Genomic DNA, 26889 nt, shown 5'->3' with positions numbered 1-26889 from the left:
CCTATAGGCGATGCCGGTGAAACCAGAGAAGAGCAAGCAGCGTGGGTGCGCCGACGGCGGAAAGAACGAGGCCGGTCGGCAGCTCCAGCGGTGAAAAGGCGGTTCGGGCGATGGTGTCGGATGCTGCGACCAGAATTGCGCCTGTCAGGCCTGCACCTATGACAAGCCCGGGATAGGAGCCGCCGGGCAACAGAAGCCGGGCGATATGCGGACCGATCAGGCCGACAAAACCGATGCTGCCGGTGAAGGAGACGCAGGATGCGGTGAGGCTGACGGCAAGCGCGACATGAAGCACCGAAAGGAGGCGGCTATGGACGCCAAGCGCCGTCGCCGCATGATCGCCGAGCGCCTGCACGTCGGCGGCGCGCGCTGTCAGGAGCAGAAGGCCCAGGGCGATGACGAGGATGACGGAGAGGATTGAAACGGCGGTCCAGCTAGCGCCCTGCAGGTTGCCAGCCATCCAGATCATCGCTGTCTGCAAATTGCGAATATCGAGCGATGCCATGAGGATAAGCAGCAAAGCTGATAAAAACCATGAAAAGCCGATGCCGGTCAGCACGAAGCGCAGGCGCGAGGTTGCGCCGGAGAGCGTCAGAACGATTGCGGCACTTGCCATGCCGCCGGCAACACCCGCGATGGGGCGCAACATGACCGGCAGGGAAGGCAGCAGGAACAGGCAGCCCAGCACGGCAAGGGATGCGCCTTCGCGCACGCCGAGCAGGCCGGGATCGGCAAGGCCGTTGCGGGTCGTGGCCTGCATGATGGCGCCGGCAATGCCGAGCATGGCGCCGGCCACCATCGCAAGCGCCAGACGCGAGAGCCGGAAGTCGAGAACCACGACCGCGTCGGTCATCGCAGGATCGGTGTTGGTTGCGGTGACAAGCGACCACAGGGCGGAGGCGGGAATATGCTGGCTGCCGGCGGTGAGCGACCACAGGGCGACAAGCATGAGGCAGAGGAAAAGCGCCAGCAGAATGGTGAGCCGCGACGGCATGACGCGGACGGAAAAGCGCCCCAGTCGGACAACCCGGTAACGGTTCATTTCAGCACCCTGCGCACCAGCCAGAGAAACACCGGCGCGCCGACAAGGCCGGTCATCGCGCCGGTGGGCAGTTCTTTCGGCAGGAGAATGAGGCGGGCGGCGAGATCGGCGGCGATCAACAGAACCGCGCCGCCGAGTGCAGCGATGGGTATGGCAAGCAGAAGCCGTCCCGCTTTCAGGCGTGCGACGAGCGGCGGCACCACCAGACCGACGAAGCCGATGGGACCGACGACGGCGATGGCCGCGCCGCAGAGCAGCGATATGGAGACAAGCGCCAGAAGCCGGGTCGAACGGATCGGCACGCCAAGCGCTGCGGCAGTGCTGTCGCCCAGCCCGAGAAGATCGAGCCGGGGGGCGACGGCGAAAGCGAGGACGAGCGCGATCGCGGCCGCGGGCAGGGCGGCGGCGATGGTTGCCATGGAAACGCCGGCCGTATCGCCCACCAGCCAGAAACGCATCTGCTGCAATGTTTCCTCATTGAGAATGAGGATGGCGGAGGTGAGGGTTGCGGCAAGCGTGGAAAGCGCAATGCCGCAAAAGACGAGTTTTGCCGGCGTCAGCCCCTGCCGCCCGGCGGAAGCAAGGAGAAGCACGAGCGAGAAGCTGATGCCCGCGCCCGTCGCCGCCAGTAATGGGCGGAACAGCGGCGTTGCGATAAGCCCGAGCGGCATCACTGTCGCCAGAACGACAGCGAGGCTTGCCCCGGCATTCAAGCCCAGAATATGCGGCTCGCCTAGCGGATTTCGAAGCAGGGTTTGCAGCAGAAGCCCGGCTGTTCCAAGGCAGGCCCCGGCCTGCATCGCAGCCAGCAGACGCGGCAGGCGCAGGCGCATCAAAACCTGCTGGTCGAAATTGCGGGCGTCATAGGCGAATATCAGGTCTTGCAGAACGTGCGGCGCAATGGGGCGCGGGCCGGTGGCCATATGCGCCAGCACCAGAAGCAGCATGGTGAGCAGCAGGAGAAGTGCTGCCGCGAGCGTGCGGCCATAGGCCCGCTCCCGCAGGGCAAGGGTGCTTGCGCTGGTTCCGTTGGGCATCATGCCGCGCCGGCCCGTCCGGGCAGGGGAAGAAATACCGGCCGCGCCGTCACCGGATGCGTGAGCTGGGCAACTGCCATGTCGAAGACATCGGCAATGATGCCGGCATCGCAGGCCGCCGCCGTTTCCAGCCGGTGCCGCAGCCGCCCCTCCTTCAGGAAAATCAGGTGATCGGCATATTGCAGGGCGAGATTGACGTCGTGCAGTACCGCCACGATCGTGCGGTTGTGGTGGGCGACGAGGTCGGCCAGCATGTCCAGCACCTCTATCTGGTGGTGCAGATCGAGAAAGGTAGTCGGCTCGTCGAGAAGAATTATATCCGTCTGTTGCGCCAGCGCCATGGCGATCCAGGCGCGCTGGCGCTGGCCGCCGGAAAGGCTGTCGACTGCTCTTTCCGCCAGTTCGGACATGCCGGTCACGGACAGCGCCTCTTCCACCGCGCGGGCGTCTTCCTCGCTCCATTGCTTCAGAAATCCCTGATGCGGGTAGCGGCCGCGGGAGACGAGGTCGAAAACCGAAAGCCCCTCCGGCGTATGGTTCTGCTGCGCCAGCATGCCGAGCTTTTTCGCCACCTCCTTGGTCGGGTGGCGGAAGATATCGCTGCCGTTGAGAAGAATATGGCCCCGTGCGGGCCGGTGCAGGCGGGCAAGCGCGCTGAGAAGCGTGGATTTTCCGGAACCGTTCGGGCCAAGCAGAACGGTGAAGCGGTTCGGCGCGACATCGATGGACATATCCGCAAGCACCGGCGTGTCGCCATAGGCAAGCTCGATTGCCTGCGCCGCAAGGCCTGTATCCGTGATTATGGGTCTCATGCCGTCGTTCAAATTCGTCACCGTCTGAATGCGTTGCCACCAGAATTATTGATGACTGTAGTAGTCAAGTATATAGCGTTCGAAAAAGCGGTTTTTGCCGGTCGATTTGAACAAAAAGCGGCTGTCATGGGCTGAAATGACACGCCGGGAAGCGCGAATGCACCCTTCGGTACCGACGTTTTGCCGCGCCGAAGCGGAAATAAAGTTGACTACTACATTCATCAATTGAAAGAGCGGTGCATCGTCGCGATGACGATTTGGGACAGCCGGGGACAAGACACGATGCATGACGGTTCGATGATCATTGGGATGCGCTCGCGGGCGCTGCTGGCATTTCTTCTGGCCGGGGTCGCCCTGCCTGCGTTTGCGCAGGAGAGTGCAGCACCGAAGAAAAACGCCGACGGGACGACCGTGCTCGAGACCATAACCGTCAATGCCGAGGTCAAAAAAGGCGCGCGCGGTTATCAGCCGGTGACGACGGGCACGGCGACACGCACCGAAACGCCGCTCCTCGACATTCCGCAATCGGTCAATGTGGTGACGGCCGAGGTGCTGCGCGACCAGCAGGCGCGCTCGCTGGATGAAGCGCTGGCCAATGTCAGCGGCGTCACCCAGGCAAATACGCTCGGCGGTACGCAGGATGCCGTCATCCGCCGTGGTTTCGGCGATAATCGCGACGGCTCCATTCTCGTCAACGGGCTGAAGACGGCCCTGCCGCATTCCTTCAACGATACTGTCGAGCGGGTGGAAGTGCTGAAGGGGCCTGCCTCCACGCTTTATGGTATCCTCGACCCCGGCGGCATGGTGAATGTCGTGACGAAGAAGCCGGAGGACACGTTCACGGCGGAAGCATATTCGCGCTTCTCCGCCTATGGGGCGGGCAAGTATGGCACATCAGGCGGTTTCGATGTGACCGGCCCGATTGCGGGCACGGATTTTTCCTATCGCCTGATCGGCGAGGGGGAAAACAGCGATTATTGGCGCAATTTCGGTGAGAAGAAGAACTGGCTGATCGCGCCTTCGCTGAAATGGAGCGGCGAGGACACCGATATTACGGTTTCCTATATGCATGAGGACTACAGCGTGCCGTTCGATCGCGGCACGATCTTCGATCCGGCGACCGGCAGGGCGATCAATGTCAGCCGCCGCCTGCGCCTCGATGAAGCCTATAACATCACCGACGGTAAATCCGATCTCGCGAGCATCGCCATAGACCGCCAACTCTCCGATGACTGGAAGCTGTCGCTGAATTACGCCTATAGCCGCAACGAATATTCGGACAATCAGGCGCGCGTGATGGGTTATAACTCCCGCACCGGGCAGGTGACGCGACGGGCCGATGCGACGCAATATTCGACGATCTACAATCACGCGCTGCGGGCGGATCTGACGGGCGAGGCCGAAATCGGCGGGCTGCGCAACGACCTGCTGTTCGGCGCGTCCTACGATTACAGCGATACCCTGCGCACCGACATGCTGCGATGCGCGAATTCCACGAATTTCAACGTCAACAATCCCGTTTATGGCCGCCTGCCGGTCTGCACCACGGTGAGGGCGGTCGACAGCGACCAGACGGAGGAGCTCTCCACCGCCTCGATCTATATGCAGGACGCCCTGCATCTTAACGATCAATGGATCGCGGTCGGCGGTTTGCGTTATCAATATTACGACATCTATGCCGGCAAGGGCCGTCCCTTCGTCGTCAATACCGAGAAGGATGGCGGCGAGCTCATTCCCAATGCCGGTTTGGTCTACAAGCTCACTCCGAATGCCTCGCTTTACGCCAATGTGGCCAAAACCTTCCGCCCGCAATCATCCATCGGCGCCTATTATGGCGGGCTCGATCCGGAGGAGGGCATTTCTTATGAAGTGGGCGCGAAGTTCGATCTCTTCGCCGGGCTCAACGCCAATATCGCCCTGTTCAACGCCCGCAAGCGCAATGTCGCCTATTCGGAAGATGTCGGCGGCGTCTCGACGGTGAAGGCCGCCGGCCTCGTCCGTTCGCGCGGTGTGGAGGTCGATATTGCCGGCAGCCTGACCGACGATCTCGATCTCATCGCAAGCTATGCCTATACGGATGCGCTCGTGCTCGAAGATCCCACCTATGCCGGCAAGCGCCTGCCGAATGTGGCGCGCCACACCGGCTCGCTCTTTCTTGCCTATGATGTCGGCGAGATCGGTCCGAACGGCAATACGCTGCGCATCGGCGGCGGTGTGCGGGCGGTGGGTGAGCGCGCCGGCATCAACGACAATTCCTACAATCTGCCGGGCTATGCGGTCTTCGACGCCTTCGCCACCTACACGCTTCAGTTCGAAAAGCCGGTGACGCTGCAGCTCAATCTGAAGAACATTTTCGACAAGACCTATTACACCTCATCCATCGGCTCCACCAGCTATGCCAATGCCGTGGGCGAGCCCTTCAATGTCAGCCTCACGGCCAGCGTGAAGTTCTGACAACGGCGTCGACCGGAAAACAATCGCCAGTCATGAGAGCGGGGTGAATGCCCCGCTTTTTATTTCCACATGGCCCGCATCCGCGCACCCACATCGATGCGGATCTGCTGCGCGCTGCGTTCGGAAGCGGCAGCCGACACCAATGGCCAGGTTGCCGTTTCGAAGAATTGCAGCAATGTCGCCGGGATGAAGCGGGTTCTTGCGGCGTAGACATGCCGGTCGCCCTGCTGGTTCTGCCCGCCGGTGAAGAAGCGTTGCGGCGTGATCAGTGACAGGCTGTCCTTGGCGCGCGTCATGGCGACATAAAGCAGCCGGCGTTCCTCCTCCAGTTCCTGGGTGGAGCCGACCCCGAGATCGGAGGGAATGCAGCCATCGACCACATTCAGGATAAAGACGGAACGCCATTCCTGGCCTTTTGCCGAATGGATGGTGGAGAGGCTGAGATAGTCCTCGTCAAGTAGCGGCACGCCGGCCTGATCGCTGGTGGCGTCCGGCGGATCGAGCGTCAGCTCGGTCAGAAAGCGCTCGCGTGAGGGGTAGCCGCCGGCGATCTGCTCGAGCTGCAGCAAATCGGCCTTGCGGGTGTCCGCATCCTCATGGATGCGTTCCAGATGCGGTTCGTACCACAGTCGCGCCTGCCCGATCTGGCCCGGCCAGTCGTTCGGCGCCTGTCGCAGGCCCACCAGCATTTGCGTGAAGGCTGTCCAGTCGTCGCCGGTCTTCGGCGGCGACGGAATTTCGGCAAGGGCAAGCAGCGGCTCGGGGTCTGTCGCAATCGCATCGAGAATATTGCCGGCCTTCTTCGGTCCGATGCCGGGCAGCATCTGCAGCAGCCGAAAACCGGCGACGCGGTCGCGCGGGTTCTGCGCGAAGCGCAGCACGGCCAGCATGTCCTTCACATGGGCGCTGTCCAGGAATTTCAGACCGCCGAATTTGACGAAGGGGATGTTGCGGCGGGTCAGTTCCACCTCGAGCGGGCCGCTATGGCTGGAGGTGCGGAACAGCACGGCCTGCTGTTTCAGCGTCATGCCGGTTTCGCGGTTGGCGAGGATCTGGTCGATGATGAAATTCGCCTGTTCGGTCTCGTCCTTCACCGTCACGAGTTTCGGGCGCTCCAGCGACTGCCGTTCGGTCCAGAGGTTCTTGGTGAACCGCTCGCGCGCCAGATCGATGACGCCGTTGGCAGCCGCAAGGATCGGCTGCGTCGAGCGATAGTTGCGGTCAAGCGTGATGATGTCGGCAGCAGGGCTGAAGGAAGCCGGAAAATCGAGGATGTTTCGCACCGTCGCCGCCCGGAAGGAATAGATCGACTGCGCATCGTCACCCACCACGGTCAGGCCGCGGCCACCGGGCTTCAGCGCCATCAGCACCGAAGCCTGAAGCCGGTTGGTATCCTGATATTCGTCGACCATCACATGGTCGAAGCGGTTGCCGATATCGTCCGCCAAAACGGGATCGCTGACCATCTGGGCCCAGTAGAGCAGGAGATCGTCGTAATCGAGCACGTTCTGGACCTGCTTGGCCTCCACATAGGCTGCAAACAGTTCCTTAAGTTCGCTCTCCCAGTTGGCGACCCAGGGATAATGCTGGCGCAATATCTCCTTGAGCGGCGTCTGGGAATTCACCACACGCGAATAGATCGCAAGACACGTACCCTTCGTTGGAAAGCGGCTTTCGGTTTTGGAAAAACCCAGCTCGTGCCGGGCGAGGTTCATCAGGTCGGCGCTATCCTCGCGGTCGTGGATGGTGAAATCGATGTTGAGCCCGATCTGCTCGGCATAGATGCGCAACAGGCGCGCGCCGATGCCGTGAAACGTGCCGGACCAGGCCAGCGCGTCTGTCATGATTGCCGAATTCGCCCCGATAACGTGTTTGCAGATACGCTCGACCCGCCGCGACATTTCCGTGGCGGCACGTCTGGAAAACGTCATCAGCAGAATGCGGCGGGGATCGGCGCCATTCACGATCAGATGCGCAACACGGTGGGCGAGCGTGTTGGTCTTGCCCGAACCGGCCCCGGCGATGATCAGCAGCGGTCCGGCCGTGTGCCCGTCTGCCAGCCCAACGCCATGCTCCACCGCCCTGCGTTGCTGTTCGTTGAGCTTTTCCAGATAGGCAACCGCCATGCCAGCAATCCTTAGATAACCTGCCTGTCCCCACGGGTGAGAACCTTGTTCAGAGATGGCAGTCGTCGGAATGTCCGGCCATTGTCTGCCCTGTCGTGGCAATGATTAGCAAAGACTCAAACAGCAATCCAGAACAAATGCTGAACGCATTGTTCCGGTGGTTTGAACGCAGTCGGTGGTGAGATTTATCGGCCCAAAAGGTCGCCCGCGAAATCCCCGAAATCGCGCCACGGGAGAAGGCGGGCGGCCGTGGATGGGTCGCCCGGTGTGACCGTTTTGGGAGGGTCGTTACAGGAAACTGCTTTCGAACAGCTCGCCTGAATAGGCCGAATGGGTAACGCCCGCTTCAAGATCGGCCTTGGTCAGCTCATCGACAAAATCGCCGTTCTGCATGACCAGCACACGGTCGCACATATGGGAGATGACCGCGAGGTCGTGGCTGACGAGAACGAAGGTGAGGTCGCGTTCTTCGCGCTGGTCGGCAAGCAGGTTCAGGATTTCGGCCTGGATGGAGACGTCGAGCGCGGATGTCGGCTCGTCGAGCAGCAGGATCGGCGGTTCGAGGATCAGCGCGCGGGCGATTGCCACGCGTTGGCGCTGGCCGCCGGAAAGTTCATGCGGGAAGCGCTCGGCGAAATGTGGCGGCAAGCCCACCTGTTGCAGGGCGGCAGGCACTTTCGACCAGCCATCGCCAAGTCCCATGGCGTGGATCGGTTCGGCGAGAGCCCGGCCGATGCGGTGGCGCGGGTGCAGCGAACCGTAGGGGTCCTGAAACACCATCTGCGCCAGTTTCAGTTCGTCGCGACTGCGGGTCTTGCCCACCGGTTTGCCGTTAAAGCTGATCGAACCGGTCCAGCCGGCCTCCAGCCCCGCCAGCGACCGCAACAAGGTCGACTTGCCGCAGCCGCTCTCACCGACGATGCCGAGCGTTTCACCCCTGTTGACCGTGAGGCTGACGCCGCGCACGACGTGATTGCGGTTTTCCTTTGCGCCGTAGACGACGTCGAGCTTGTCCACCGTGATCATCGCATCACCTCCGCATCGATGGCCTGACGGTCCAGCACCTTGAGACGCCGCACCGGATTGCGGGGATCGGGCATCGCCGCGATCAGGCCCCGCGTATAGGGATGTTGCGCATCCTCCAGCTTCGTCAGCGTTTCCACGACGCGTCCGCCATACATGACCAGCACGCGCTCACAGAAGGCCGCGACCATGCGGATGTCATGGCTGATGAGGATCAGGCCGGAATTATTCTCGCGGACCATCTCGTCCAGAAGCAAAAGCACATCCTTGCGAACGCTGACATCGAGGGCCGAGGTCGGTTCGTCGGCGATGACCAGCTTCGGCTTGGCGAGCAACATCATGGCGATCATCACACGCTGCCCCATGCCGCCCGATATCTGGTGCGGATAAAGCGCCATCACGCGGTCGGGATCGTTGATGCGCACGCGCAGCAACATGTCGCGTGCTGCACCTCTCGCCGCCTTGCCGGTCAACGCCAGATGCAGTTCGGCGGCCTCCGCCACCTGCTTTCCGATGGGCAGCACCGGGTTCAGCGAGTAACGCGGGTCCTGCATGATAAGCGCCATCTCGCTGCCGCGGATCGCGCCCATCTGGCGCTCGGATTTTTCGAGCAACGGCTCGGACAGGAAATCCATCCGCTCCGCCGTCACCGTGGCGCTTTTCGGCAGGAGCCGCATGGCGGCGCGGCCGGTGGTGGATTTTCCCGAGCCGGACTCACCGACGATGCCGACCCTTTCGCGCCCGACGTCGAAATTGACGTTGGACACGGCCGGAATGGTGTTGCGGCCGAAACGGACATTGAGGTCGCGGACCGAGAGGATGGGGGAGCTATCAGGAACGGGCATGACGCGGATCCAGGAGGTCGCGCAGCGTATCGCCGGCGATGTTGAAGGCAAGGCTCGTCAGCAGGATGGCAATGCCGGGCATGACGGCGACCCACCAGTAGTCGAGCATGAACTTACGGCCGCTGGAGATCATCGCGCCCCATTCCGGCAGCGGCGGCTGGGCTCCCAGACCGAGGAAGCCGAGTGACGCGGCGGTCAGGATGATACCCGCCATGTTCAGCGTCAGGCGAACGATGACCGAGGGAATGCACATCGGCGCAATGTACAGAAACAGGATGCGCAGCGGCGAGGCGCCATAGAGACGGGCGGCGGCGACGTAGTCGGTATTGCGCACGACAAGCGCTTCCGCGCGGGCAAGACGCGCAATCGGCGGCCATGCCGTCAGCGAGATCGCGATGATCGCCGTACCGAGGCCGGCGCCCATGGCGGCCGCAAAGGCAAGCGCCAGCACGAGCGAGGGGAAGGACAGGACGATATCGGTCGCGCGCATCAGGATCGCGTCGGTTCGCCCGCCGAAGAAACCGGCCATCACACCAATGGCAAGGCCGATAGGACCGACGATGACCGAGACCGAGAGTACCGTCTGGATGGTGATGCGGGTGCCGTAAACAAGCCGGCTGAAAATGTCGCGGCCGAATTCGTCGGTTCCGGCCAGATGTGTCCAGCTGGGAGGCTGAAGCGCGTTTTCCAGAGCCTGACGGGCAGGATCGTAAGGCGCGATGAGCGGTGCGAAAATGGCGACCAGAACCAGAATGGCCAGAATGGCGAAGCCGAACATTCCAAGCGGTTCGTCCGCGAGCTTTCGAAGTGTCCGCGCGGTGGTAGTCGAGATGCGCGACAGGGCGCTGGGACGATCAAGGGTATTGTTATGCGCGATATCGGTCATCGTGCGGCCTCCCGTGTACGGGGATCGAGCGTGGTGTAGGCTAGATCGGCGAGGAAGTTGAGCAACATGAAAATGAAGCCGATGACGATCGTGGCGGCCAGAATCGCATTCATGTCACCGATGAGCAGCGCATTCGTCATGTATTGGCCGATGCCGGGCCAGGAGAAGACGATCTCCGTGACCACGGCGCCTTCCAGCAGGTTGCCATAGGAGATCGCCAGAACGGTGATGAGCTGCACGGCGATGTTGGGCAGCACATGGCGGGTTATGGTGCGTGCAGGGCTGACGCCTTTGGCCCGTGCCGCGATGACATAATCCTGGCTGAGCTGTTCGAGGGTGAAGGCCCTCGTCATGCGGGTGATGTAGGCCATGGCCATATAGGCGAGGATGATCGCCGGCAGGATGATGTGTCCAAGCGCGTTCCAGAAGATTTCTGTCTCGCCTGCGAGCAGGCTGTCGACGAGCATCAATCCCGTCTTCGGCTCCACGAGGCCTTCGTAAAAGACGTCGACCCGACCGGGGCCGGCGACAAGGTTGAGGTTCGCGTAGAAAATCACCAGCCCGACGATGCCGAACCAGAAGACCGGTATCGAATGTCCAACCAGCGCAAAAACGCGCGCGAACTTGTCGATGAAGGTGTCGCGGAAGAGGGCGGCGGCTAGACCGAGCGGGACGCCGACGACCGTTGAGATGATGATTGCCAGCGTGGCGAGTTCGAAGGTGGCGGGGAAAGCCTGCGCCAGATCGCGGGTAACGGGGTTGCCGGTCAGGATCGCAATGCCGAAATCGCCATGCAGCAGGCCGCGCAGATAGATGAAGAATTGCTGGTATAGCGGCAGGTCGAGCCCCAGCCGCGCTCGCATGGCCTCATAGGCCTTGGGATCGGCAAGTTCGCCGACGATTGCCCCGACCGGATCACTCGGCATGACCCGGCCGATGATGAAGGTGATGCAGAGCAGGATGAAGAGGCTGACGATCAGTTGCAGAAAGCGATGTCCAAGCCCGCGCAGTGAGATTTCCGTCATTGCTGGCCGCACTTCCCTGTGAGAACGCCGTCAGCGGCCGAGGCATTGCGCACTGCTCGCCGCAGACGCGCAATTCTCCTTTGCAAAAACTCTTGATGGTACTTCATCCCAACTCCTCCCTGAGCTAACATGAAAACATATGATGTGCGGCTATGTCATAATATGAGTAGCGAAGGGATTCGTATTCTGCAAGAGGGAAGAGTGGCATGATGGGCGACAAAGCGAGGCCGCGGGAGAGGCGGGCACAACAGATCATCGATAATCTCAGCGCAGAAATTCGCAGTGGAAAACTGAAAAACGGCGATCAACTTCCCACCGAACCGGAGCTTGAACGCAGCTACGGCGTGAGCCGCACCGTGGTTCGCGAGGCGATCGCGGATTTGCGTTCCGCCGGCTATGTCGTTCCCATCCAGGGCAAGGGGGTTTTCGTCAGCAATACCAGTGAATGGGCCGGCGTGAAACTGACGCAAACCGAAGTCGGAACCATTGCGGAAACGCTGGAAATGCTGGAGTTCCGGCTTGCGACCGAAGGGGAGGCGGCGGCAATCGCCGCCTATCGCCGCACAGCCCAGCAGGAGGCCGCAATCTCTGCGGCGCACCGGAAAATGGCCCGCGCCATCGATGCGCGTGAAACCACCGTCGATGCCGATTACGAGTTTCACACGGCCATCGCGATCGCCACGAATAACCGCTTTTATCTGGAGGCTCTGCGTCAGTTCGGTTCGCGCTCCATACCGCGCGGGCAGTTCCCGACGCTGCCGGAAACCGGCGATGCGAATTATCTTCGCAAAGTGCAGGCCGAGCACGAGGCAATCCTGCGCGCCATCGTCGAACAGGATCCGGAAGCGGCACGAAAAGCCATGCGCGAACATATGCTTGCGAGCCAGCGCCGATACAGGTTGCTATCTGAGGCGCAATAGCATCTCGACACTCATCTTATTTCATGCGATGTCATATGATGACTTGCATGGAGAGAGGAGAGAATCGATGTATGTCGGCACCCAGGTTGCTGCGCGCGATGACGAGGATTTTAAGGTTTGGGCGCAGCTTGGCGTCAAAAATATCAACGCGGATCCGCCCGGAAAGCCCGCGAGCTGGACTTTCGAGGACTTTGAGCGCCATCGTGACAAGGTCGAAAGCTTTGGCCTCGTTCTCGACATGGTGCAATTGCCGCTGCCGTCGCGGCCCATCGAACAGGCGTCGTATCCCGATATCCTGCTTGCCGGTCCTGATCGCGACCGGCAGATAGATGCCGTCTGCACGATGATAGAGAATATCGCCAGGGCCGGAATCCCTGCCGCGAAATACAATCTCAACCTCATCGGCATTCCTCGCACCGAAATGGAGCGCGGCCGCGGCGGCTCGCTCAATGAGGCCTGGCGCTGGGACAAGGCGGACCATGATGCAGCGCCGGGTCTCGCGGGCGTTCTTTCCGAAGACGAGAACTGGGAACGTATCGATTACTTCCTCGAGCGTGTGGTGCCGGTGGCCGAAAGCAACCGCGTGCGCCTGGCATGCCATCCGCATGACCCCTATACCCCGCCGGGTTACAGGGGCGTCACCCGTGTTCTCGGCACGGTCGAAGGGCTGAAGAAATTCGTGCAGATGCGCGAGAGCCCCTATCATGGCCTTAATTTCTGCCAGGGGTCGATCGGCGAGATGCTCGACAATCCGCGCGAGGAGATCGACGACATTATCAGGTGGTTCGGCAGCCGCGACAAGATCTTCAACGTCCACTTCCGCAATATCAGCGGCGGCAAACTCTCCTTCATGGAGACATTCCCCGATGAAGGCGACATGGACATGGTGCGTTCGCTGAAACTCTATCACGAACTCGGTTATCGCTACATGATCATGCCAGACCATGTGCCGACGATCGCCGGGCGCGATGCCGTCGGTGTCGCTTTCGCCTTCTGCTACGGCTACATCGCCGCCTTGATAGAAGCGCTTGACAACAAACATCTTTGACCGTTCTGGCCCGCGACGCCCCGCTGCGTCGCGGGCTTTTTCACAAACAGGAATTACCGATCTGTAGGAGGAGCAGGTATGAGAAAATCATTGATCCGTCTCGCATTCACCACGGCCCTGGGCGCCATGCTGGTGCAGGCAGCGCCAGCCATGGCCAAAACACCGAATGACCAGCTTGTCATCGGAACCTCGCTGGCTCAGGTGCTGTCGCTTGACCCGCATCAGGCCACCGAAGGAAAAGCCAACGAAATCATGTCCAACCTCTATGACCGTCTGATTTCGGTCGATGGTTCGGGCACGGTTTCACCGCAGCTTGCAGAGCGCTGGGAGATAGATGACAAGGGCATCACTTTCCATCTTCGCGAGGCTAATTTCGCCTCGGGCAATCCGGTAACCTCGGCAGATGTCGTCTATTCGCTCAGCCGGCTGTTGAAGATGAACCAGGCGGCCGCAGCCAACCTCAAGCGCGTTGGTTATAATGCCGATAATGTCGACAAGCTGGTGAGCGCGCCGGATGAAAAAACGGTACGCATCGATCTTTCCGGCGAAACGACGTCCGAGCTGCTTCTTTACCGTCTGGCCATGGTCATCGCCAGCGTCGTCGACAGCAAAGAGGTCAAGACGCATGAAAGCAATGGCGACTGGGGCAATGGCTGGCTGAGAACCAATTCCGCCGGTTCCGGTCCCTTTACGCTCAATCGCTGGTCGCCGAATGAGATCATCATTCTCGAGGCCAACAAGAATTATGTGGCCGGCAGCCCGAAAATGCGCCGCGTCATCGTGCGGCATGTGCCGGAAAGCCAGGTGGAGCGCCTGATGCTGGAGCGCGGCGATATCGACATCGCCAGTGCGCTGACGGCTGCCGACCTTGCAATCTTCAACAACAAGGAAGGTTTCCAGATCCAGCGCGTGCCGACGGGCGGCTTCTACGTCCTGTCCATGAATGCCGGCAAGGAGCCCTTGTCCAACCCCAAGGTCCGCGAAGCGATTGCCTATGGCATCGACTACAAGGGCATGGAAAAGACCATCATGGGTCCTTATGGCCGGGCGCGCACGGTGCCGGTGCCGGAAAACTTCGAATACGCCATTCCGAGCCCCGACTGGAAGCTCGATGTAGATAAGGCGAAGGCCCTCCTCAAGGAGGCCGGTTATGAGAACGGCTTCACGCTTAATCTGAAGACGATTGCGCAGACGCCGCGCATCGATCTCGCCACCGCGATCCAGGCCTCGCTCAGCCAGATCGGCATCAAGGTCAATGTCCAGCAGGGTAACGGTTCAGACGTGATTGCCGCCCACCGTGCGCGGGATTTCGATCTGCTCATTCCGCAGACCGGCGCCTATATGTTGAATGTGCTGGGTTCGATGGAGCAGTTCTCCAGCAACCCCGACAATTCGCTTGCCGCCAACAACGCCGGCAATTTCGTCTGGCGCTCGGCCTGGGACATTCCGGAACTGACGGCGCTCACGGCAAAGGCTTCGCTGGAGCCGGACGCCAAGAAGCGCGGGGAAATCTACACCCAGATGCAGGAAATGTTCGTCGCCCAGAAGCCGGCGGTGTTGCCGATGTTCGAGAGATTCGAGCCGATTGTGCTGAATACGCATGTCAAGAATTATGTGGGTCATCCCAACATGACGACCCGGCTGGAAAAGGTCACGAAGGATTAAGGGCAAACCACAGCCTCTGAAAACCTGCGACGGGCGGTTTTACCGCCCGTTTTTTATTCGCGGCCAGGCGGGAAGCCCGGCCGAGGCGGTAGATTATCGTCATTATCCCGGAAATTCGGGGGTTTTCTCAAGGAGTTCATCGGGTTAGATCGTCCGATGACTATTCCTTCCATCGGGCGAGAGTCGTGAACTCCGCTCACCCACCTCCCGAAGAATGCGTTGACGACCATGAACCTTGCACAGATAAAACTTCCGTCGCGGCCGCTGAGCCTCAAACGTGGCGTCATTTCGGTGCCGGCAGCCTATTATTTTTCCATTCCGGTGCTTCTGGTAATCACGGCCGTCATGCTCGTGGCCGAAGGTCCGGGCATATTGCGCGACTATCAGATCAGCAAAGATCCGCTGGAGATCGAAAACGGCGATATCAGCGGCAGCTGCAAGACGCGCAAGGCGATCTTCACGACCTGTGAGGCCGATCTTTCCTATGACCATGCGGGCGTGAGCTACAAGAAGGATGTCGAGGTCATGTTCGTCGATTTCCATTCCGGCGATTATGAAACCGGGCTGGTCATCTCCGCGAAGAACCCGGATCTCGCAACGATTTCCCTCGGCCTCGACATGCTCTGGAACCGCATCATCACGCTCGGCGTGTTCGTCGCCCTGCTCGGTTTCGGCAGTTTGGCGATGCTGTTCACGCTTGTCCGTGTCCTGCGGGTTCGCCTGCAGCTGCGAAAGCCCGCACCGTTGACCGTCATTCCGGTGGCGCTGACGGCGGTTGCCGAAAAACGCAGCCGTCTCTTCGTCACCTATGCCGACACGGTCAGAGAAGACAAGACCAAGCGGCAGTCCTTCACCCATCTGGAGAGGGGGCGAATCCCGGTCGTCGTTGGCCATAACGGAAAACACGATGTTGCGCTGGCGGTCTGGCACGGCAAGACCGCGCTGCCGGTTCTGCTCGACGACCGGCTGGAGCGGATCGACCTATCGGAGCCGGAAAGGGCGGAGGCCCTCGCATCGCTTGCCCCGATGCTCGCGAACCAGACGCCGGAGGGCGCCTCGGCTCCGGGTGCGACGAGTGCGAAAGGGCCGAGCCTCCTGCGCAGACTGGGGACTTTTGCTGCCATCGTGGCCGTCATCATCGTCGCGGTTATCGGTTACTGGCTGTGGTACGTCACAAGCGCCCCGTCGCAGTTCAACTCGCCCGGCATGGACCTCAACAACATGATGCCCGCAGCAATTAACGAGTGGGGATGCGCCCGTCTGCAGGAGCGTTTCTCCGATGGCCCGGCGCCTTTCGGATGCACCGCAGCCGATTATCGAAGCTGGAAATAAACGGCTTTTCCTATAGTCCCGGTCGGGCCGCGCGCGAAAAAGCTTACGGGCTGCCGCGTGCGGCCCGTTCCTTTCTGTACGTTGCAGGACAGATCGTTCCATTTATCAATAGTTGCATTAGAGATTTATAAATAAACCACTCCCATAGTGCCACCGTGAGCGGTTCTTCAGAGGCTGGGAGAGTGCGTCATGTTCACGGTTCTGGAATGCGTTGTCGTACAACACGACCGGGCGGTCGTGCTTCTTGCGGCTGTTATTTGCCTGCTTGGCATGTTTGCTTTTTTTCATCTTTTATTGCGCGCGGAGGAAAGTCCGGCTGGCCGCAAGCCCTATTGGGTGCTGGTCGCGGCCTTCGCTGCGGGACTGAGCGTCTGGGCCACGCATTTCGTCGCCATGCTCGCCTATAAGGGCGCAGTCCCGATCGGTTATGATTTCGCCTTCACGGCTCTTTCGGCGGTTCTTGCGGTTTTCGGTTTCTGGCTGGCGCTCACCAGCCGCTCGCAGGCCGCTTACAGCCCGGCGATCGTCGGCACGCTGGTCACGCTCTCGGTTGCCGTCATGCATTTCGTCGGCATGGCGGGAATGGATGTCGCCGCCACGATCAGCTATCGGTGGGGGCCGGTGCTGGGTGGTTTTGCGGTTGCCTGGGCGTCTTTTCTCCTCGCCTTTTTCCTTTTTCGTCGGCTCGGTTCCTGGCAGCGCATCGCCGCGCCGGCCGGATCGGCGATCTTCGCGATCTGCGCGCTGCATTTCACGGCCATGTCGGCCACGGTGCTTTCGCCGGATCCGTCCGTATCGGGGCCTGATCCCGACAATGTCGCCCGGCTGATCATGATCTGCGCCATTTCCGGCGTCACGTTCCTGATCCTGTCCACCACTGCCGCCGCTGCTCTTGTGGATCGTTACCTTGTCGATCTCAAGGGTCTGGTGGATGCGACGCTCGATGGTCTCGCCGTCGTCCGCGATGGGCGGATCGTGGAGCTTAACACCCGCTTTGCCGGCCTTCTGGGCCGGGAGGAAACGTCGCTGGTCGGACAAAACCCCGACGATCTCTTCAAGGCAATCGACGGGCAGCCCGCCTATCTGCCGCGCCATGCACCGGTGGAGGCGGTTCGCGAGCGCGCCGGGCAGGCGCAGATATTCGAACTCGGCGTACGCACGATCGAATATCGCGGCCGCCCCTGCGAGGTGATGGCCATTCGCGACCTGACGGAAAAGCGCGAAGCGCAGCGGGAAATCGAATATCTTGCCCGCCACGACGTGCTGACGGGCCTTTCCAACCGCACCATGTTCCAGACCCGTCTTCACCAACAGATCGAGCATTGCGACGAGGAGGACGAATTCGCGCTGCTGGCGCTCGACCTCGACCGGTTCAAGGCGGTCAACGACATATTCGGCCATGCCGAGGGGGATCGCGTCCTGAAAAAGGTTGCCGCCATTCTCGATGAATGCGCAAGGGCAGGGGATGTAGTCGCCCGTCTTGGCGGCGATGAATTCGTCATCCTGACCGCCCGGCACACCAGGGCGGAAGAGGCGCGCCTGCTGGCCGAGACGATCCTTGGCATGTTCGCACTGAAGATGAATGTTGCCAACGATCCGACCTCCGTTGGCGTCAGCATCGGCATCGCCGTCTTCCCGCGGGACGGGAAGGACCATGAAAGCATCATGCACGCCGCCGATCTGGCGCTTTACCGCGCCAAGATGGGCGGGCGCGGCATATTGGCCTTCTACGATCCGGTGATGGATCAGGAGGCGCGCGAGCGCCGCCAGCTCGAGACGGATCTGCGGCTTGCCATCAATCGCAACGAGTTGCTGTTGAATTATCAGCCGGTCCTTTCGGTCGAATGCGGGCAGGTCGTGGGTTACGAGGCGCTGGTGCGCTGGCAGCACCCGACACGGGGCGTGGTGCCGCCGGATGTCTTCATTCCGATTGCCGAAGAGAGCGGCATCATCATCTCGCTCGGCGAATGGGTGCTGCGCGAGGCCTGCCGTCAGGCGGCCGGCTGGGCGCCGCACCTGAAGATCGCGGTGAACGTTTCGCCATTGCAGTTTTCGCTGGCCAATCTCGGGCATGTCGTCTGCACCGTGCTGATGCAGACCGGACTTTCGCCCAACCGGCTGGAACTGGAAATCACCGAAGCCGCGCTTCTGAAGGACCGCAAGGCGACGCTGATCATCCTCAACCAGTTGAAGGCGCTCGGCGTCGCCATCGTCATGGACGATTTCGGCACGGGTTATTCCTCGCTCAGCAACCTGCAGAGCTTCCCCTTCGACAAGATCAAGATCGACCGCAGCTTCATCGCCGCCATGAGCGACGATGACAATGCCCGCGCCATCGTGCGCGCGGTGATCGGCCTCGGCCGCAGCCTCGATCTGCCGGTGACGGCGGAGGGAATTGAAACGGATGCGCAATACCGCATGGTGGTCGACGAGGGCTGCGCGCAGGCGCAGGGCTATCTCTTCGGCAAACCGGATGTCGCGCCCGCCCAGGTCGTCAGCGCCACCACACGGAAGAAACATTCCGTTTGATAAAAGATGCGACGGCACAATGGTGTCGTCGCCCTCCTTTCCCATCTCCGATGGAACGAGAGCCAAGGCAGATCGTTAGGCTAGCGTGTGGCGCGTCCATGCTGCTGTCATCCCGACCGGGCGGTATGCCTGCTGTGTCAGCGAATGCGCCACGGATGGACATCTATCTATGGGAGAGACCGCGATGACAGACCGCCTCGAGCCGCAGGACCCGCGCAGCCAGTATCCGCGCCCGCCTTTTTCGACCCCGACCCAGGAAATGCCGGGTCTCGTGACGAATATGACGCCTTTCCCGGACCATGGTGAAAAGACCTATCGCGGCACCGGCAAGCTTGCAGGACGCAAGGCGCTGATAACCGGCGGCGATTCAGGCATTGGCCGTGCGGTTGCGATCGCCTTTGCGCGGGAAGGCGCGGATGTGGCGATCTCCTATCTTCCGGAAGAAGAATCCGACGCAGAGGAGGTCGTGGCGCTCATCGAGGCGGAAGGCCGCGTGGCGGTCGCGCTGCCCGGCGATATTACCGACGAGGCATGGTGCCGCGAACTGGTCGAGAAGGCGGCAGGCGATCTCAACGGGCTGGATATTCTCGTTATCAACGCGGCAAGGCAGCAATATCGCAAAGACATAGAAGAACTGTCGACCGACGATTTCGATCTTACCATGAAGACCAATCTTTATGCGCTGCACTGGATAGCGCAAGCGGCGGTTCCTCATCTCAAGCCGGGCTCGTCGGTGATCACCACCGCGTCGATCCAGGCCTATCAACCGTCCGCCATCCTGCTGGACTACGCCACGACAAAAGCCGGTATCGTCGCATATACGAAAGCGCTTGCAAAGCAGCTTATCGAAAAGGGCGTACGCGCCAATTCCGTCGCTCCCGGCCCGTTCTGGACGGTTCTTCAGCCGAGCGGCGGCCAGCCGGACGAGAAGGTGAGGAATTTCGGCAAGGACAGCGATTTCGGCCGCCCGGGACAGCCGGTGGAACTGGCGCCCGTCTACGTGCTGCTGGCATCGCAGGATGCGAGTTTCATCAATGGCGAGGTTTATGGCGTGACCGGCGGCAGGGGCGTTGCCTGAGCCGATGTCCGCCAATGCCGGATGGGCCTTTGAGGATTTCGAGATGAAACGGCAGGCAGGACGTTCAGACAGAAATTTGAAGAGCTTCGATGTTCGCGACCGGCTGATACTGGCGCTTTATGCGCAGTTGAAAGCGGAGCGGCAGACCCGTGAGGCCATGGAATGGGTTATCCGCAATGGCGGGCTATCGCCGGAGGTGCTGGAAGCCATGGCGTCCGATCCGGTGCCGGTTCTGGCGGAGGCGGATGTGCCCGCCATCGAGCGCATTCTGGCCAAGGGCCGACGCGGAGACATGTCCTCCCGCAGCGATGACGAGGGACGACGGACATGAACCGGAGAGCGAGCTGGCGAGGCCATCTGACCTTTGCCGATTTCAACTGCGAAGTCGGCCTCTATTCCGCACTGACCTCGGCGGAGAAAATCTCCTTCAATATCGTCAACCGCAAGACCGGCCACCGCGTCGAGCGGCAATATGTCGATAGCGACACCGGTGAGGCGGTTCTTCGCGAGGATCAGGTCAAGGGATACGAACTCGACAATGGCGACCACATCGTCATCGAGGGAGACGAGATTGCGAAGCTGATGCCGGAAAGCGACAAGGTCATCCGCGTCAGGCATTTCCTGCCCTGTGATGAGATCGACAAGCTCTATTTCGACAAGTCCTATTACCTTGCGCCGACGGGGCAGGAGGGCGAAGAGGCGCTGACGCTTCTGGCGAGGGCCATGGAAGACGAGAATGTCGTCGCACTCGGCGAGGCGGTTCTTTTCCGCCGCAATCGCGTTCTCCTGATCCGCCCCAGCGGCAATGCTCTGGTCGCGACGACGCTGAATTTCAGTTATGAGGTTCGCTCTCAAACCACCGTCTTCAAGTCGATCCCGGATATCGAGTTCGACGAGGAAATGCTGGAACTTGCCGGCCACATCATCGAAAAGCGCGCCGGCGCCTTCGATCCGGCGGACTATAGCGACCGTTACAACGATGCGCTGGCGGAGCTGGTGAAAGCCAAGATCGAGGGCCGGGAAATCGCGAAACAGCCGCCGCACCGGGAGGACAATATCATCGATCTCAAGGAGGCCCTGCGCCGCAGCGCCGGGGCGGGAGCCGGGAAAAAGGCGACAGCGGCAGGCCGCAAGGCTTCCCGGAAAGCGAGCTGATCGATGGGATTGCAGACCTATAACGCCAAGCGCAGTTTCGACAAGACGCCGGAGCCCCGTGGCACCAGGGCGGAACGGCAGGGATCGAGCTTCGTGATACAGAAACACGATGCCCGCCGTCTGCACTATGATTTTCGGCTGGAAATGGACGGGGTGCTGAAAAGCTGGGCGGTGACGCGTGGCCCCAGCCTCGACCCCGAGGACAAGCGCCTTGCCGTGCATGTCGAGGACCATCCGCTCAGCTATGGCGATTTCGAGGGCGTCATCCCGAAAGGACAATATGGCGGCGGCACCGTGATTGTCTGGGATCGCGGCACCTGGCAGCCGATCGGCGACGCCCGGAAAGGTTATCGCAAAGGCCACCTGGAATTCGAACTGGACGGCGAAAAGCTCAAAGGCCGATGGCATCTGGTACGCATGCATGGAAAGCCCGGAGAAAGCCGGGAAAACTGGCTGCTCATCAAGGGCGATGACGAGGAGGCGAGGCATAAGGGCGGCGCGGATATTCTCGAAGAACGGCCGGAATCCGTAAAGACCGGGCGCAGTGTCAAGGAAGTTGCAGCCAAACCGAAGGATACCTGGAACTCCAAAACGGTATCGAAAAAGACCGTCGCTTCTGCCTCCGGCAGGAAACAGGCTCATGCGTTGCCCAAAGGCGCACGCAAACTGGCCATGCCATCTTTCGTGCCGCCGGCGCTCGCCACACTCAAGCCGAAACCGCCGGATGGTTCTCGCTGGCTGCATGAAATCAAATTCGACGGCTATCGTCTGCAGGCGCGCGTCGATCAGGGCAGGCTTCAACTGCTGACCCGCAGCGGGCTGGACTGGACGGAGAAATTCGGCCGGGCCGTGACAGGAGCGCTCACGGCGCTGCCGGTGGAAACGGTATTGATCGATGGCGAAATCGTCGTCGAACGCGATAACGGCGCCTCCGATTTCTCCGCCTTGCAGCAGGATCTGAGCGAAGGGCGCAGCGACCGCTTCGTATTCTACGCCTTCGACCTTCTTTATCTCGATGGCAGCGATCTGCGCGGTGCGGCATTGAGCGAGCGAAAGGCGCTGCTCGAAAAGCTGCTGTCGGCGGGCGATCCTCATCTCCGTTACAGCCAGCATTTCGAAGAAAGTGGCGCGCTTGTCCTCGACCATGCCTGCCGGCTCAGCCTCGAGGGCGTCATTTCCAAGGTCAGGAACAGCAAATATGTTTCCGGCCGCAAGGGCGAATGGGTAAAATCCAAATGCTCGATGCGACAGGAATTCGTCATCGGCGGTTATACCGTCTCCTCGACATCGGACCATGCCATCGGATCGCTGGCGCTCGGCGTTTATGAAAACGGCAAGCTGCGCCATGTCGGCCGTGTCGGGACAGGTTATACGGGCGAAGTGGCGGAGATGCTGCTTGGCCGGCTGAAGCCGCTGGAGCGCAAGGACAGCGCTTTCGATGGCAGGCTCACCGCGCTTGCCCGCCGCGACCTTCATTTCGTCAAGCCGGAACTGGTGGCGGAAGTGGAGTTTCGGGCATGGTCCGCGGATGGCAATCTGCGTCACGCCTCCTTCCGGGGGCTGCGTGAAGACAAGCCCGCAGCAGAAATCGAACGCGAGGAGAAGGCCGTGTCCGATACCCAGGCGCCGCAATCGAAGATAACGTTCACCCATCCGGACCGGCTTTATTGGCCGGAGGACGGCGTGACGAAGGAGGGGCTTGCCGATTATTATGCGCAGGTCTGGCGGCACATGGCGCCCTTTGTCGTCAACCGGCCCTTGGCATTGTTGCGCTGCCCGGAGGGCATAGAGGGTCAGCGATTTTTCCAGAAACATGCCTGGCGCGGCATCAATAAGGCCGTCGAGCAGATCAGGGATCCCAAGGACAAGGGCGGTGAACCGCTGATCCGCATCACCGATTTCGATGGCTTGATGGCGCTGGTGCAATCCGCCGCGCTTGAAATCCACCCCTGGGGCGCGACCACTGCCAATTGGGAAAAGCCGGACATGATCACCATGGATATCGACCCCGGCGAGGATGTGGCTTGGGAAGAGGTGATCGAAGCGGCGCTGGAGCTGAAGCGGCGTTTCGAAGAGGCCGGGCTCGCCGCTTTCGTCAAGACGTCCGGCGGCAAGGGCCTGCATGTCGTCGCGCCCTTGAAGCCGCAGGCGGGCTGGGCGCCGGTAAAAGCCTTCGCCAAGGCCATGGCGGCGGATATGTCGAAGGCCGAACCGGAGAAATATCTCTCTGTCGCCACCAAGGCGAAACGGCAGGGCCGCATTTTTATCGACTATCTGCGCAACGGCAGGGGCAATACGGCGGTTGCGGCCTATTCGACCCGTGCCCGGCCGGGCGCCGCCATTTCAGCGCCGCTCGAATGGCCGGAACTCACCGCCGAGATCGGCCCGGCCCATTTCACCGTCAACAATATCGGCGCGCGTCTTTCCGCGCTGAAAAAAGACCCGTGGGACGGCTTTTTTGCCGCTGCCGAGCCGCTTCCGAAAAAGACCCGCTGAAGGCAGCGAGCCTCAGCTTCTCTTTTCGGAAGCAAGGCTTTTCTTCAGGGCATCCATGATGTTGATGACATTGCCGCCGGCGCGGGCCTTCGTGCCGGTTTTCTTTTTCGAGGAGGAGACCTCCTCGCCCTTGGTCTTCAGCAGGGATTTGATCTTCTTCTGAATGGGGTCCTGTACCAAGGCCGGTTTCCAACCCGTCACCTGTTTGCCGATGCGTTTTTCCATGGCGTCCAGCAATGGCCGGTCGATTTTCATCTTCGGCTCCAGCGCGTCGATGCTTTCGCGTACCTCTTCGCCATAATGCAGCGTCCACAGGATGATGCCTTTTCCCGACGGTTCGAGGAGCACAGCCCTTTCACGACGGTAGATCACCAGACGCGCGATGCCGAAAACATCGTTCACCTTCATGGCCTCGCGAATGACGCTGAAGGCTTCGGTGCCGATCTTGTCTTCCGGGCGCAGAAAATGCGGGCGGTCGTACCAGATCCAGTCGATCGATCCTTTTGGCACAAAGGTCTTGATATCGATGGTGCGGGTGCTTTCCAGCGCCACCGCATCGATCTCGTCATCCTCCAGCAGAACGTAATCGTCCTCGGCGCGGGGAAAACCTTTTACCTGGTTTTTGGCAGCGACCGGTCGGTGGGTAATGCTGTCGACATAACGGCTTTCGACGCGATTGCCGGTTTTGCGATTGAGGATGTGGAAGGTGTATTTGTTGCCTTCCGTCGTCGCGGGCGTCAGCGAGACGGAGGCCGTCACCAGCGACAGCTTCAGATAACCCTTCCAGAAAACCTGCCGTGCCATGTCCGCGATCCGCATTGGTCCCCCGGAACAACAGCCACGGGGTGGCTTTTGTTCCGGGAGAAGCGGCAAATCGGGGCAGGGATGGAGCTGTCAGCCGAACAGCGACGTCAGCCCATAAACCGCGGCGGAGATCAGTGCAGCCGCCGGCATGGTCACGATCCAGGCGATGACGATATTGCCGGCAAGGCCCCAGCGCACCGCCGAGACGCGGCGGGCCGCGCCGACGCCGACGATGGCGCCGGTGATCGTGTGGGTGGTGGAGACCGGAATGCCGAGCCATGTCGCACCGAACAGCGTCAGCGCACCGCCGGTTTCGGCGCAGAAACCCTGCATCGGGTTCAGCCGGGTGATTTTCGATCCCATCGTGTGGACGATGCGCCAGCCGCCGAACAGCGTGCCGAGCGCCATGGCCGACTGGCAGGAAATCACCACCCAGAAGGGCACGTAGAAGCTCTCGCCCAGATGTCCCTGGCTGAAGAGCAGCACGGCAATGATGCCCATGGTCTTCTGCGCGTCGTTGCCGCCGTGTCCCAGCGAATAAAGCGAGGCGGAGATGAACTGCATGACGCGGAAGGTGCGATCCACGGCAAAGGGCGTCTGCCGCACGAACAGCCAGGAGACGGTGAGCACCAGAAGCAGGGCGAGGAAGAAGCCGATGGCCGGCGACATGAAGATGGCGCCCACGGTCTTCAGCAGACCCGACCAGACGATGGAATTGAAACCCACCTTCGCAAATCCCGCACCGACGAGCCCGCCGATCAGCGCATGCGACGAGCTGGAGGGAATGCCGAAAATCCAGGTGACGATGTTCCAGACGATGGCGCCGATCAGCGCTGCGAAGATCACCTGCGGCGATACGATGGCCGGATCGATGATGCCGGTGCCGAGCGTTTCGGCCACATGCAGGCCGAAGAACAGGAAGGCGATGAAGTTGAAGAAGGCCGCCCAGGCGACCGCATATTGCGGGCGCAGCACACGGGTGGAGACGATGGTGGCGATGGAATTGGCGGCATCGTGCAGACCGTTCAGAAAATCGAAGAACAGCGCGATGGCGATAAGGCCGATTAGCAGCGGCAGGGCAAGTGCGACATCCATCAGACGTTCTCGATAACGATGCCGCTGATCTCGTTGGCCACATCCTCGAAGCGGTCGACGACCTTTTCGAGTTCGCCGTAGATCTCGCTGCCGATCATATAGGCCATGGCATTGCCGCTTGCGCCGTGGCGGCGGAAGAGGTCCTTGAGACCCAGATCGTGAAGTTCGTCGGAGCGGCCTTCAACGCGGGTCACCTCTTCGGAGATGGATGACAGGCGATGCGCATTCGTGCCGACCTTGTTGAGAAGGGGAATGGCTTCCGCGATGAGGCCGGCTGCGCGCACGATCTCATGACCCATTTCCTTCATCAGCGGATCGAATTCCGTTTGCTCGAAAAGACGGATGGTCTTGACGGTCTTGTGCATCATGTCGATGGCGTCATCCATCGACTGGATGAGATCCTTGATGTCGCCGCGGTCGAAGGGGGTGATGAAGCTGCGCCTGACGGCGAGCAGCACCTCGCGGGTGATGTCGTCCGCCTGATGTTCGAGGGCGACGATAAGGTCGCAGTTCTTCTCGACGTCCACGCCGCTCAAAAGTTGGTCAAGGGCCTCGGCCGCTTTGATGACGGTTTCGGAATGTTTGCTGAACATGTCGAAGAAACGGTCCTCGCGCGGCATCAGCTTGCGAAAAATACTCATCATGCGAATTGGCCCTCAATGGCGCTTTATTAGTTGTGGGGGGTGATTGTCATAAAACTGTCATAAATGCACGCGGGGCATTGATGCAACCCGGAAAATCAGCACTATCAACGGATATGAAACCCACCAAGAAAAGCCGGAAAACCCGCCCGGCTCGTGCACTGACATTGCTCCAGCAGCTTGCTGCGGTTCCGGAAAAGCTCTTCACTGGCGCTTTCCGGCAGCAATATGCCGCGCTCTGCTTCCGTTATGCCGGCAATGGCGAGGATGTCGAAATCCTCCTCGTCACGTCCCGTACCAGCGGACGCTGGATCATTCCGCGCGGCTGGCCGATGAAACGCAAGAAGCCGCACGAGGCGGCGGCAATCGAGGCGTGGGAGGAGGCGGGCGTGCGCGGCCGGGTGAAAAAGAATGCCGTTGGCCGCTATACCTATCTCAAGATGCTCGACAATGGCGATGTCGTACCCTGCATGGTCGATGTGTTCCAGATAGAGGTGACGGAGGCGGAAACCAGTTTCAAGGAACGCGGTGAACGCCTGCTGGAATGGGTGCGCCCGGATGAAGCGGCAAGGCGCGTTCGCGATATCGAACTGAAGTCGCTTCTTGTCGATTTTCGTCCGAAGGGCAAAAAGAAGCGTCAGGGCAGCGAGAGACCCTGAATGCGAGGCCGACGGATGGACCTAGAGCATTTCCCGTAAAAGCGGAATCGCTTTTACGTCTGGATAATGCGTGAAAACAAAGGGTTAGAGCATTTCCCGTAAACCCTTGCCACAGTACACCACAGAAAGGTAGTCTGATACGGCAATCGCGGTGTTTGCGGTGGCGCGCGATGTTTCCCACCTCCGTCATTCCGGCTCAAGCAACCGTGGATGATCA

At 60.8% G+C, this 26889-nt stretch carries 22 protein-coding genes; 11 read left to right on the top strand and 11 right to left on the bottom strand.

All coding sequences use genetic code 11. From position 1 onward, the window contains the following. Window position 1: 1 nt before the first annotated feature. From L901_RS16285 to L901_RS16275, 3 genes are read right to left on the bottom strand one after another with little or no spacing between them, the layout of a single operon-like run. The gene (locus L901_RS16285) at window positions 2-1042 is read right to left on the bottom strand and encodes an iron ABC transporter permease (protein WP_059758646.1); all 1041 of its coding nucleotides are present in this window, start codon (window positions 1040-1042) and stop codon (window positions 2-4) included. Continuing rightward, a complete protein-coding gene (locus L901_RS16280; RefSeq protein ID WP_059758643.1) occupies window positions 1039-2082 on the bottom strand; it encodes an iron ABC transporter permease in 1044 nt (347 codons plus the stop codon). Before L901_RS16280 ends, L901_RS16285 begins: the two co-directional genes overlap by 4 nt. Next, the gene (locus L901_RS16275; RefSeq protein WP_059758642.1) at window positions 2079-2891 is read right to left on the bottom strand and encodes an ABC transporter ATP-binding protein; all 813 of its coding nucleotides are present in this window, start codon (window positions 2889-2891) and stop codon (window positions 2079-2081) included. The genes L901_RS16280 and L901_RS16275 overlap by 4 nt, the downstream gene beginning before the upstream one ends. 282 nt (window positions 2892-3173) lie before the next feature. Between L901_RS16275 and L901_RS16270 the strand changes: the two genes are divergently transcribed. Next, entirely contained in the window at window positions 3174-5345 is a 2172-nt protein-coding gene (locus tag L901_RS16270; protein WP_059758639.1) for a TonB-dependent siderophore receptor, read from the top strand. A 59-nt stretch (window positions 5346-5404) separates the two neighbouring features. Here the strand turns inward: L901_RS16270 and L901_RS16265 are convergent, their stop codons facing one another. The 5 genes from L901_RS16265 to L901_RS16245 form a co-directional block, all read right to left on the bottom strand. Beyond that, window positions 5405-7471 carry an ATP-dependent helicase gene (locus L901_RS16265; protein WP_059758634.1) on the bottom strand — a complete coding sequence of 689 codons (2067 nt, stop codon included), beginning with the start codon at window positions 7469-7471 and terminating at the stop codon, window positions 5405-5407. A 288-nt stretch (window positions 7472-7759) separates the two neighbouring features. Next, entirely contained in the window at window positions 7760-8497 is a 738-nt protein-coding gene (locus L901_RS16260; RefSeq protein WP_059758631.1) for an ABC transporter ATP-binding protein, read from the bottom strand. Then, on the bottom strand, window positions 8494-9339 hold the full coding sequence (locus tag L901_RS16255) for an ABC transporter ATP-binding protein (RefSeq protein WP_003505590.1): 846 nt from the start codon (window positions 9337-9339) through the stop codon (window positions 8494-8496). Before L901_RS16255 ends, L901_RS16260 begins: the two co-directional genes overlap by 4 nt. After that, window positions 9326-10225: an ABC transporter permease gene (locus L901_RS16250; RefSeq protein ID WP_059758629.1), complete on the bottom strand. Its 900-nt coding sequence runs from the start codon at window positions 10223-10225 to the stop codon at window positions 9326-9328. Before L901_RS16250 ends, L901_RS16255 begins: the two co-directional genes overlap by 14 nt. Beyond that, window positions 10222-11250: an ABC transporter permease gene (locus L901_RS16245; RefSeq protein ID WP_059758625.1), complete on the bottom strand. Its 1029-nt coding sequence runs from the start codon at window positions 11248-11250 to the stop codon at window positions 10222-10224. Before L901_RS16245 ends, L901_RS16250 begins: the two co-directional genes overlap by 4 nt. Window positions 11251-11456: 206 nt before the next feature. On the opposite strand from L901_RS16245, the gene L901_RS16240 reads away from it, so the two are divergent. From L901_RS16240 to ligD, 9 genes are all read left to right on the top strand, one after another. Next, complete coding sequence (locus tag L901_RS16240) at window positions 11457-12170, top strand: FadR/GntR family transcriptional regulator (RefSeq protein WP_080853486.1); 714 nt, start codon at window positions 11457-11459, stop codon at window positions 12168-12170. Window positions 12171-12237: 67 nt separating this feature from the next. Then, complete coding sequence (locus L901_RS16235) at window positions 12238-13218, top strand: mannonate dehydratase (protein WP_003521785.1); 981 nt, start codon at window positions 12238-12240, stop codon at window positions 13216-13218. 126 nt (window positions 13219-13344) lie between these two features. Continuing rightward, the gene (locus tag L901_RS16230) at window positions 13345-14883 is read left to right on the top strand and encodes an ABC transporter substrate-binding protein (protein WP_245289662.1); all 1539 of its coding nucleotides are present in this window, start codon (window positions 13345-13347) and stop codon (window positions 14881-14883) included. A gap of 228 nt (window positions 14884-15111) precedes the next feature. Continuing rightward, window positions 15112-16215 carry a hypothetical protein gene (locus tag L901_RS16225; protein WP_059758619.1) on the top strand — a complete coding sequence of 368 codons (1104 nt, stop codon included), beginning with the start codon at window positions 15112-15114 and terminating at the stop codon, window positions 16213-16215. Between the two features lie 189 nt (window positions 16216-16404). Further along, window positions 16405-18744: an EAL domain-containing protein gene (locus L901_RS16220; RefSeq protein ID WP_059758616.1), complete on the top strand. Its 2340-nt coding sequence runs from the start codon at window positions 16405-16407 to the stop codon at window positions 18742-18744. Window positions 18745-18928: 184 nt separating this feature from the next. After that, window positions 18929-19822, top strand: a complete 894-nt coding sequence (locus tag L901_RS16215; protein ID WP_059758613.1) for an SDR family oxidoreductase — start codon at window positions 18929-18931, stop codon at window positions 19820-19822. Between the two features lie 43 nt (window positions 19823-19865). Further along, window positions 19866-20153 carry a hypothetical protein gene (locus L901_RS16210; protein ID WP_059758668.1) on the top strand — a complete coding sequence of 96 codons (288 nt, stop codon included), beginning with the start codon at window positions 19866-19868 and terminating at the stop codon, window positions 20151-20153. Beyond that, on the top strand, window positions 20150-20977 hold the full coding sequence (locus tag L901_RS16205; protein WP_059758610.1) for a Ku protein: 828 nt from the start codon (window positions 20150-20152) through the stop codon (window positions 20975-20977). Before L901_RS16210 ends, L901_RS16205 begins: the two co-directional genes overlap by 4 nt. A 3-nt stretch (window positions 20978-20980) precedes the next feature. Further along, window positions 20981-23473, top strand: a complete 2493-nt coding sequence (gene ligD / locus L901_RS16200) for a DNA ligase D (RefSeq protein ID WP_059758607.1) — start codon at window positions 20981-20983, stop codon at window positions 23471-23473. Between the two features lie 12 nt (window positions 23474-23485). On the opposite strand, the gene L901_RS16195 is transcribed toward ligD, so the two are convergent. The 3 genes from L901_RS16195 to L901_RS16185 form a co-directional block, all read right to left on the bottom strand. Continuing rightward, a complete protein-coding gene (locus L901_RS16195; protein ID WP_059758665.1) occupies window positions 23486-24277 on the bottom strand; it encodes a Ku protein in 792 nt (263 codons plus the stop codon). Window positions 24278-24367: 90 nt separating this feature from the next. Then, window positions 24368-25372: an inorganic phosphate transporter gene (locus tag L901_RS16190; RefSeq protein ID WP_003521775.1), complete on the bottom strand. Its 1005-nt coding sequence runs from the start codon at window positions 25370-25372 to the stop codon at window positions 24368-24370. Next, window positions 25372-26016, bottom strand: a complete 645-nt coding sequence (locus L901_RS16185; RefSeq protein ID WP_059758605.1) for a DUF47 domain-containing protein — start codon at window positions 26014-26016, stop codon at window positions 25372-25374. The genes L901_RS16190 and L901_RS16185 overlap by 1 nt, the downstream gene beginning before the upstream one ends. 113 nt (window positions 26017-26129) lie before the next feature. Here L901_RS16185 and L901_RS16180 point away from each other — a divergent pair, with 113 nt between their 5' ends. Beyond that, on the top strand, window positions 26130-26672 hold the full coding sequence (locus L901_RS16180) for an NUDIX hydrolase (protein ID WP_059758602.1): 543 nt from the start codon (window positions 26130-26132) through the stop codon (window positions 26670-26672). Window positions 26673-26889: the final 217 nt, after the last annotated feature.

This window comes from Agrobacterium sp. D14 (assembly GCF_001526505.1).
Taxonomy (GTDB): Bacteria; Pseudomonadota; Alphaproteobacteria; order Rhizobiales; family Rhizobiaceae; genus Agrobacterium; species Agrobacterium leguminum.
The sequence above is the reverse complement of the archived record's forward strand: the minus strand, read 5'-3'. Positions and strand labels throughout refer to the sequence as shown.

Coding starts and splice junctions, on each gene's coding strand:
- L901_RS16180 (WP_059758602.1), top strand. CDS start 26,130: ATGAAACCCACCAAGAAAAGCCGGAAAACCCGCCCGGCTCGTGCACTG.
- L901_RS16235 (WP_003521785.1), top strand. CDS start 12,238: ATGTATGTCGGCACCCAGGTTGCTGCGCGCGATGACGAGGATTTTAAG.
- L901_RS16260 (WP_059758631.1), bottom strand. CDS start 8,497: ATGATCACGGTGGACAAGCTCGACGTCGTCTACGGCGCAAAGGAAAAC.
- L901_RS16270 (WP_059758639.1), top strand. CDS start 3,174: ATGCATGACGGTTCGATGATCATTGGGATGCGCTCGCGGGCGCTGCTG.
- L901_RS16185 (WP_059758605.1), bottom strand. CDS start 26,016: ATGATGAGTATTTTTCGCAAGCTGATGCCGCGCGAGGACCGTTTCTTC.
- L901_RS16190 (WP_003521775.1), bottom strand. CDS start 25,372: ATGGATGTCGCACTTGCCCTGCCGCTGCTAATCGGCCTTATCGCCATC.
- L901_RS16230 (WP_245289662.1), top strand. CDS start 13,345: ATGCTGGTGCAGGCAGCGCCAGCCATGGCCAAAACACCGAATGACCAG.
- L901_RS16285 (WP_059758646.1), bottom strand. CDS start 1,042: ATGAACCGTTACCGGGTTGTCCGACTGGGGCGCTTTTCCGTCCGCGTC.
- L901_RS16255 (WP_003505590.1), bottom strand. CDS start 9,339: ATGCCCGTTCCTGATAGCTCCCCCATCCTCTCGGTCCGCGACCTCAAT.
- L901_RS16240 (WP_080853486.1), top strand. CDS start 11,457: ATGATGGGCGACAAAGCGAGGCCGCGGGAGAGGCGGGCACAACAGATC.
- L901_RS16275 (WP_059758642.1), bottom strand. CDS start 2,891: ATGAGACCCATAATCACGGATACAGGCCTTGCGGCGCAGGCAATCGAG.
- ligD (WP_059758607.1), top strand. CDS start 20,981: ATGGGATTGCAGACCTATAACGCCAAGCGCAGTTTCGACAAGACGCCG.
- L901_RS16210 (WP_059758668.1), top strand. CDS start 19,866: ATGAAACGGCAGGCAGGACGTTCAGACAGAAATTTGAAGAGCTTCGAT.
- L901_RS16215 (WP_059758613.1), top strand. CDS start 18,929: ATGACAGACCGCCTCGAGCCGCAGGACCCGCGCAGCCAGTATCCGCGC.
- L901_RS16225 (WP_059758619.1), top strand. CDS start 15,112: ATGAACCTTGCACAGATAAAACTTCCGTCGCGGCCGCTGAGCCTCAAA.
- L901_RS16195 (WP_059758665.1), bottom strand. CDS start 24,277: ATGGCACGGCAGGTTTTCTGGAAGGGTTATCTGAAGCTGTCGCTGGTG.
- L901_RS16280 (WP_059758643.1), bottom strand. CDS start 2,082: ATGATGCCCAACGGAACCAGCGCAAGCACCCTTGCCCTGCGGGAGCGG.
- L901_RS16205 (WP_059758610.1), top strand. CDS start 20,150: ATGAACCGGAGAGCGAGCTGGCGAGGCCATCTGACCTTTGCCGATTTC.
- L901_RS16220 (WP_059758616.1), top strand. CDS start 16,405: ATGTTCACGGTTCTGGAATGCGTTGTCGTACAACACGACCGGGCGGTC.
- L901_RS16265 (WP_059758634.1), bottom strand. CDS start 7,471: ATGGCGGTTGCCTATCTGGAAAAGCTCAACGAACAGCAACGCAGGGCG.
- L901_RS16245 (WP_059758625.1), bottom strand. CDS start 11,250: ATGACGGAAATCTCACTGCGCGGGCTTGGACATCGCTTTCTGCAACTG.
- L901_RS16250 (WP_059758629.1), bottom strand. CDS start 10,225: ATGACCGATATCGCGCATAACAATACCCTTGATCGTCCCAGCGCCCTG.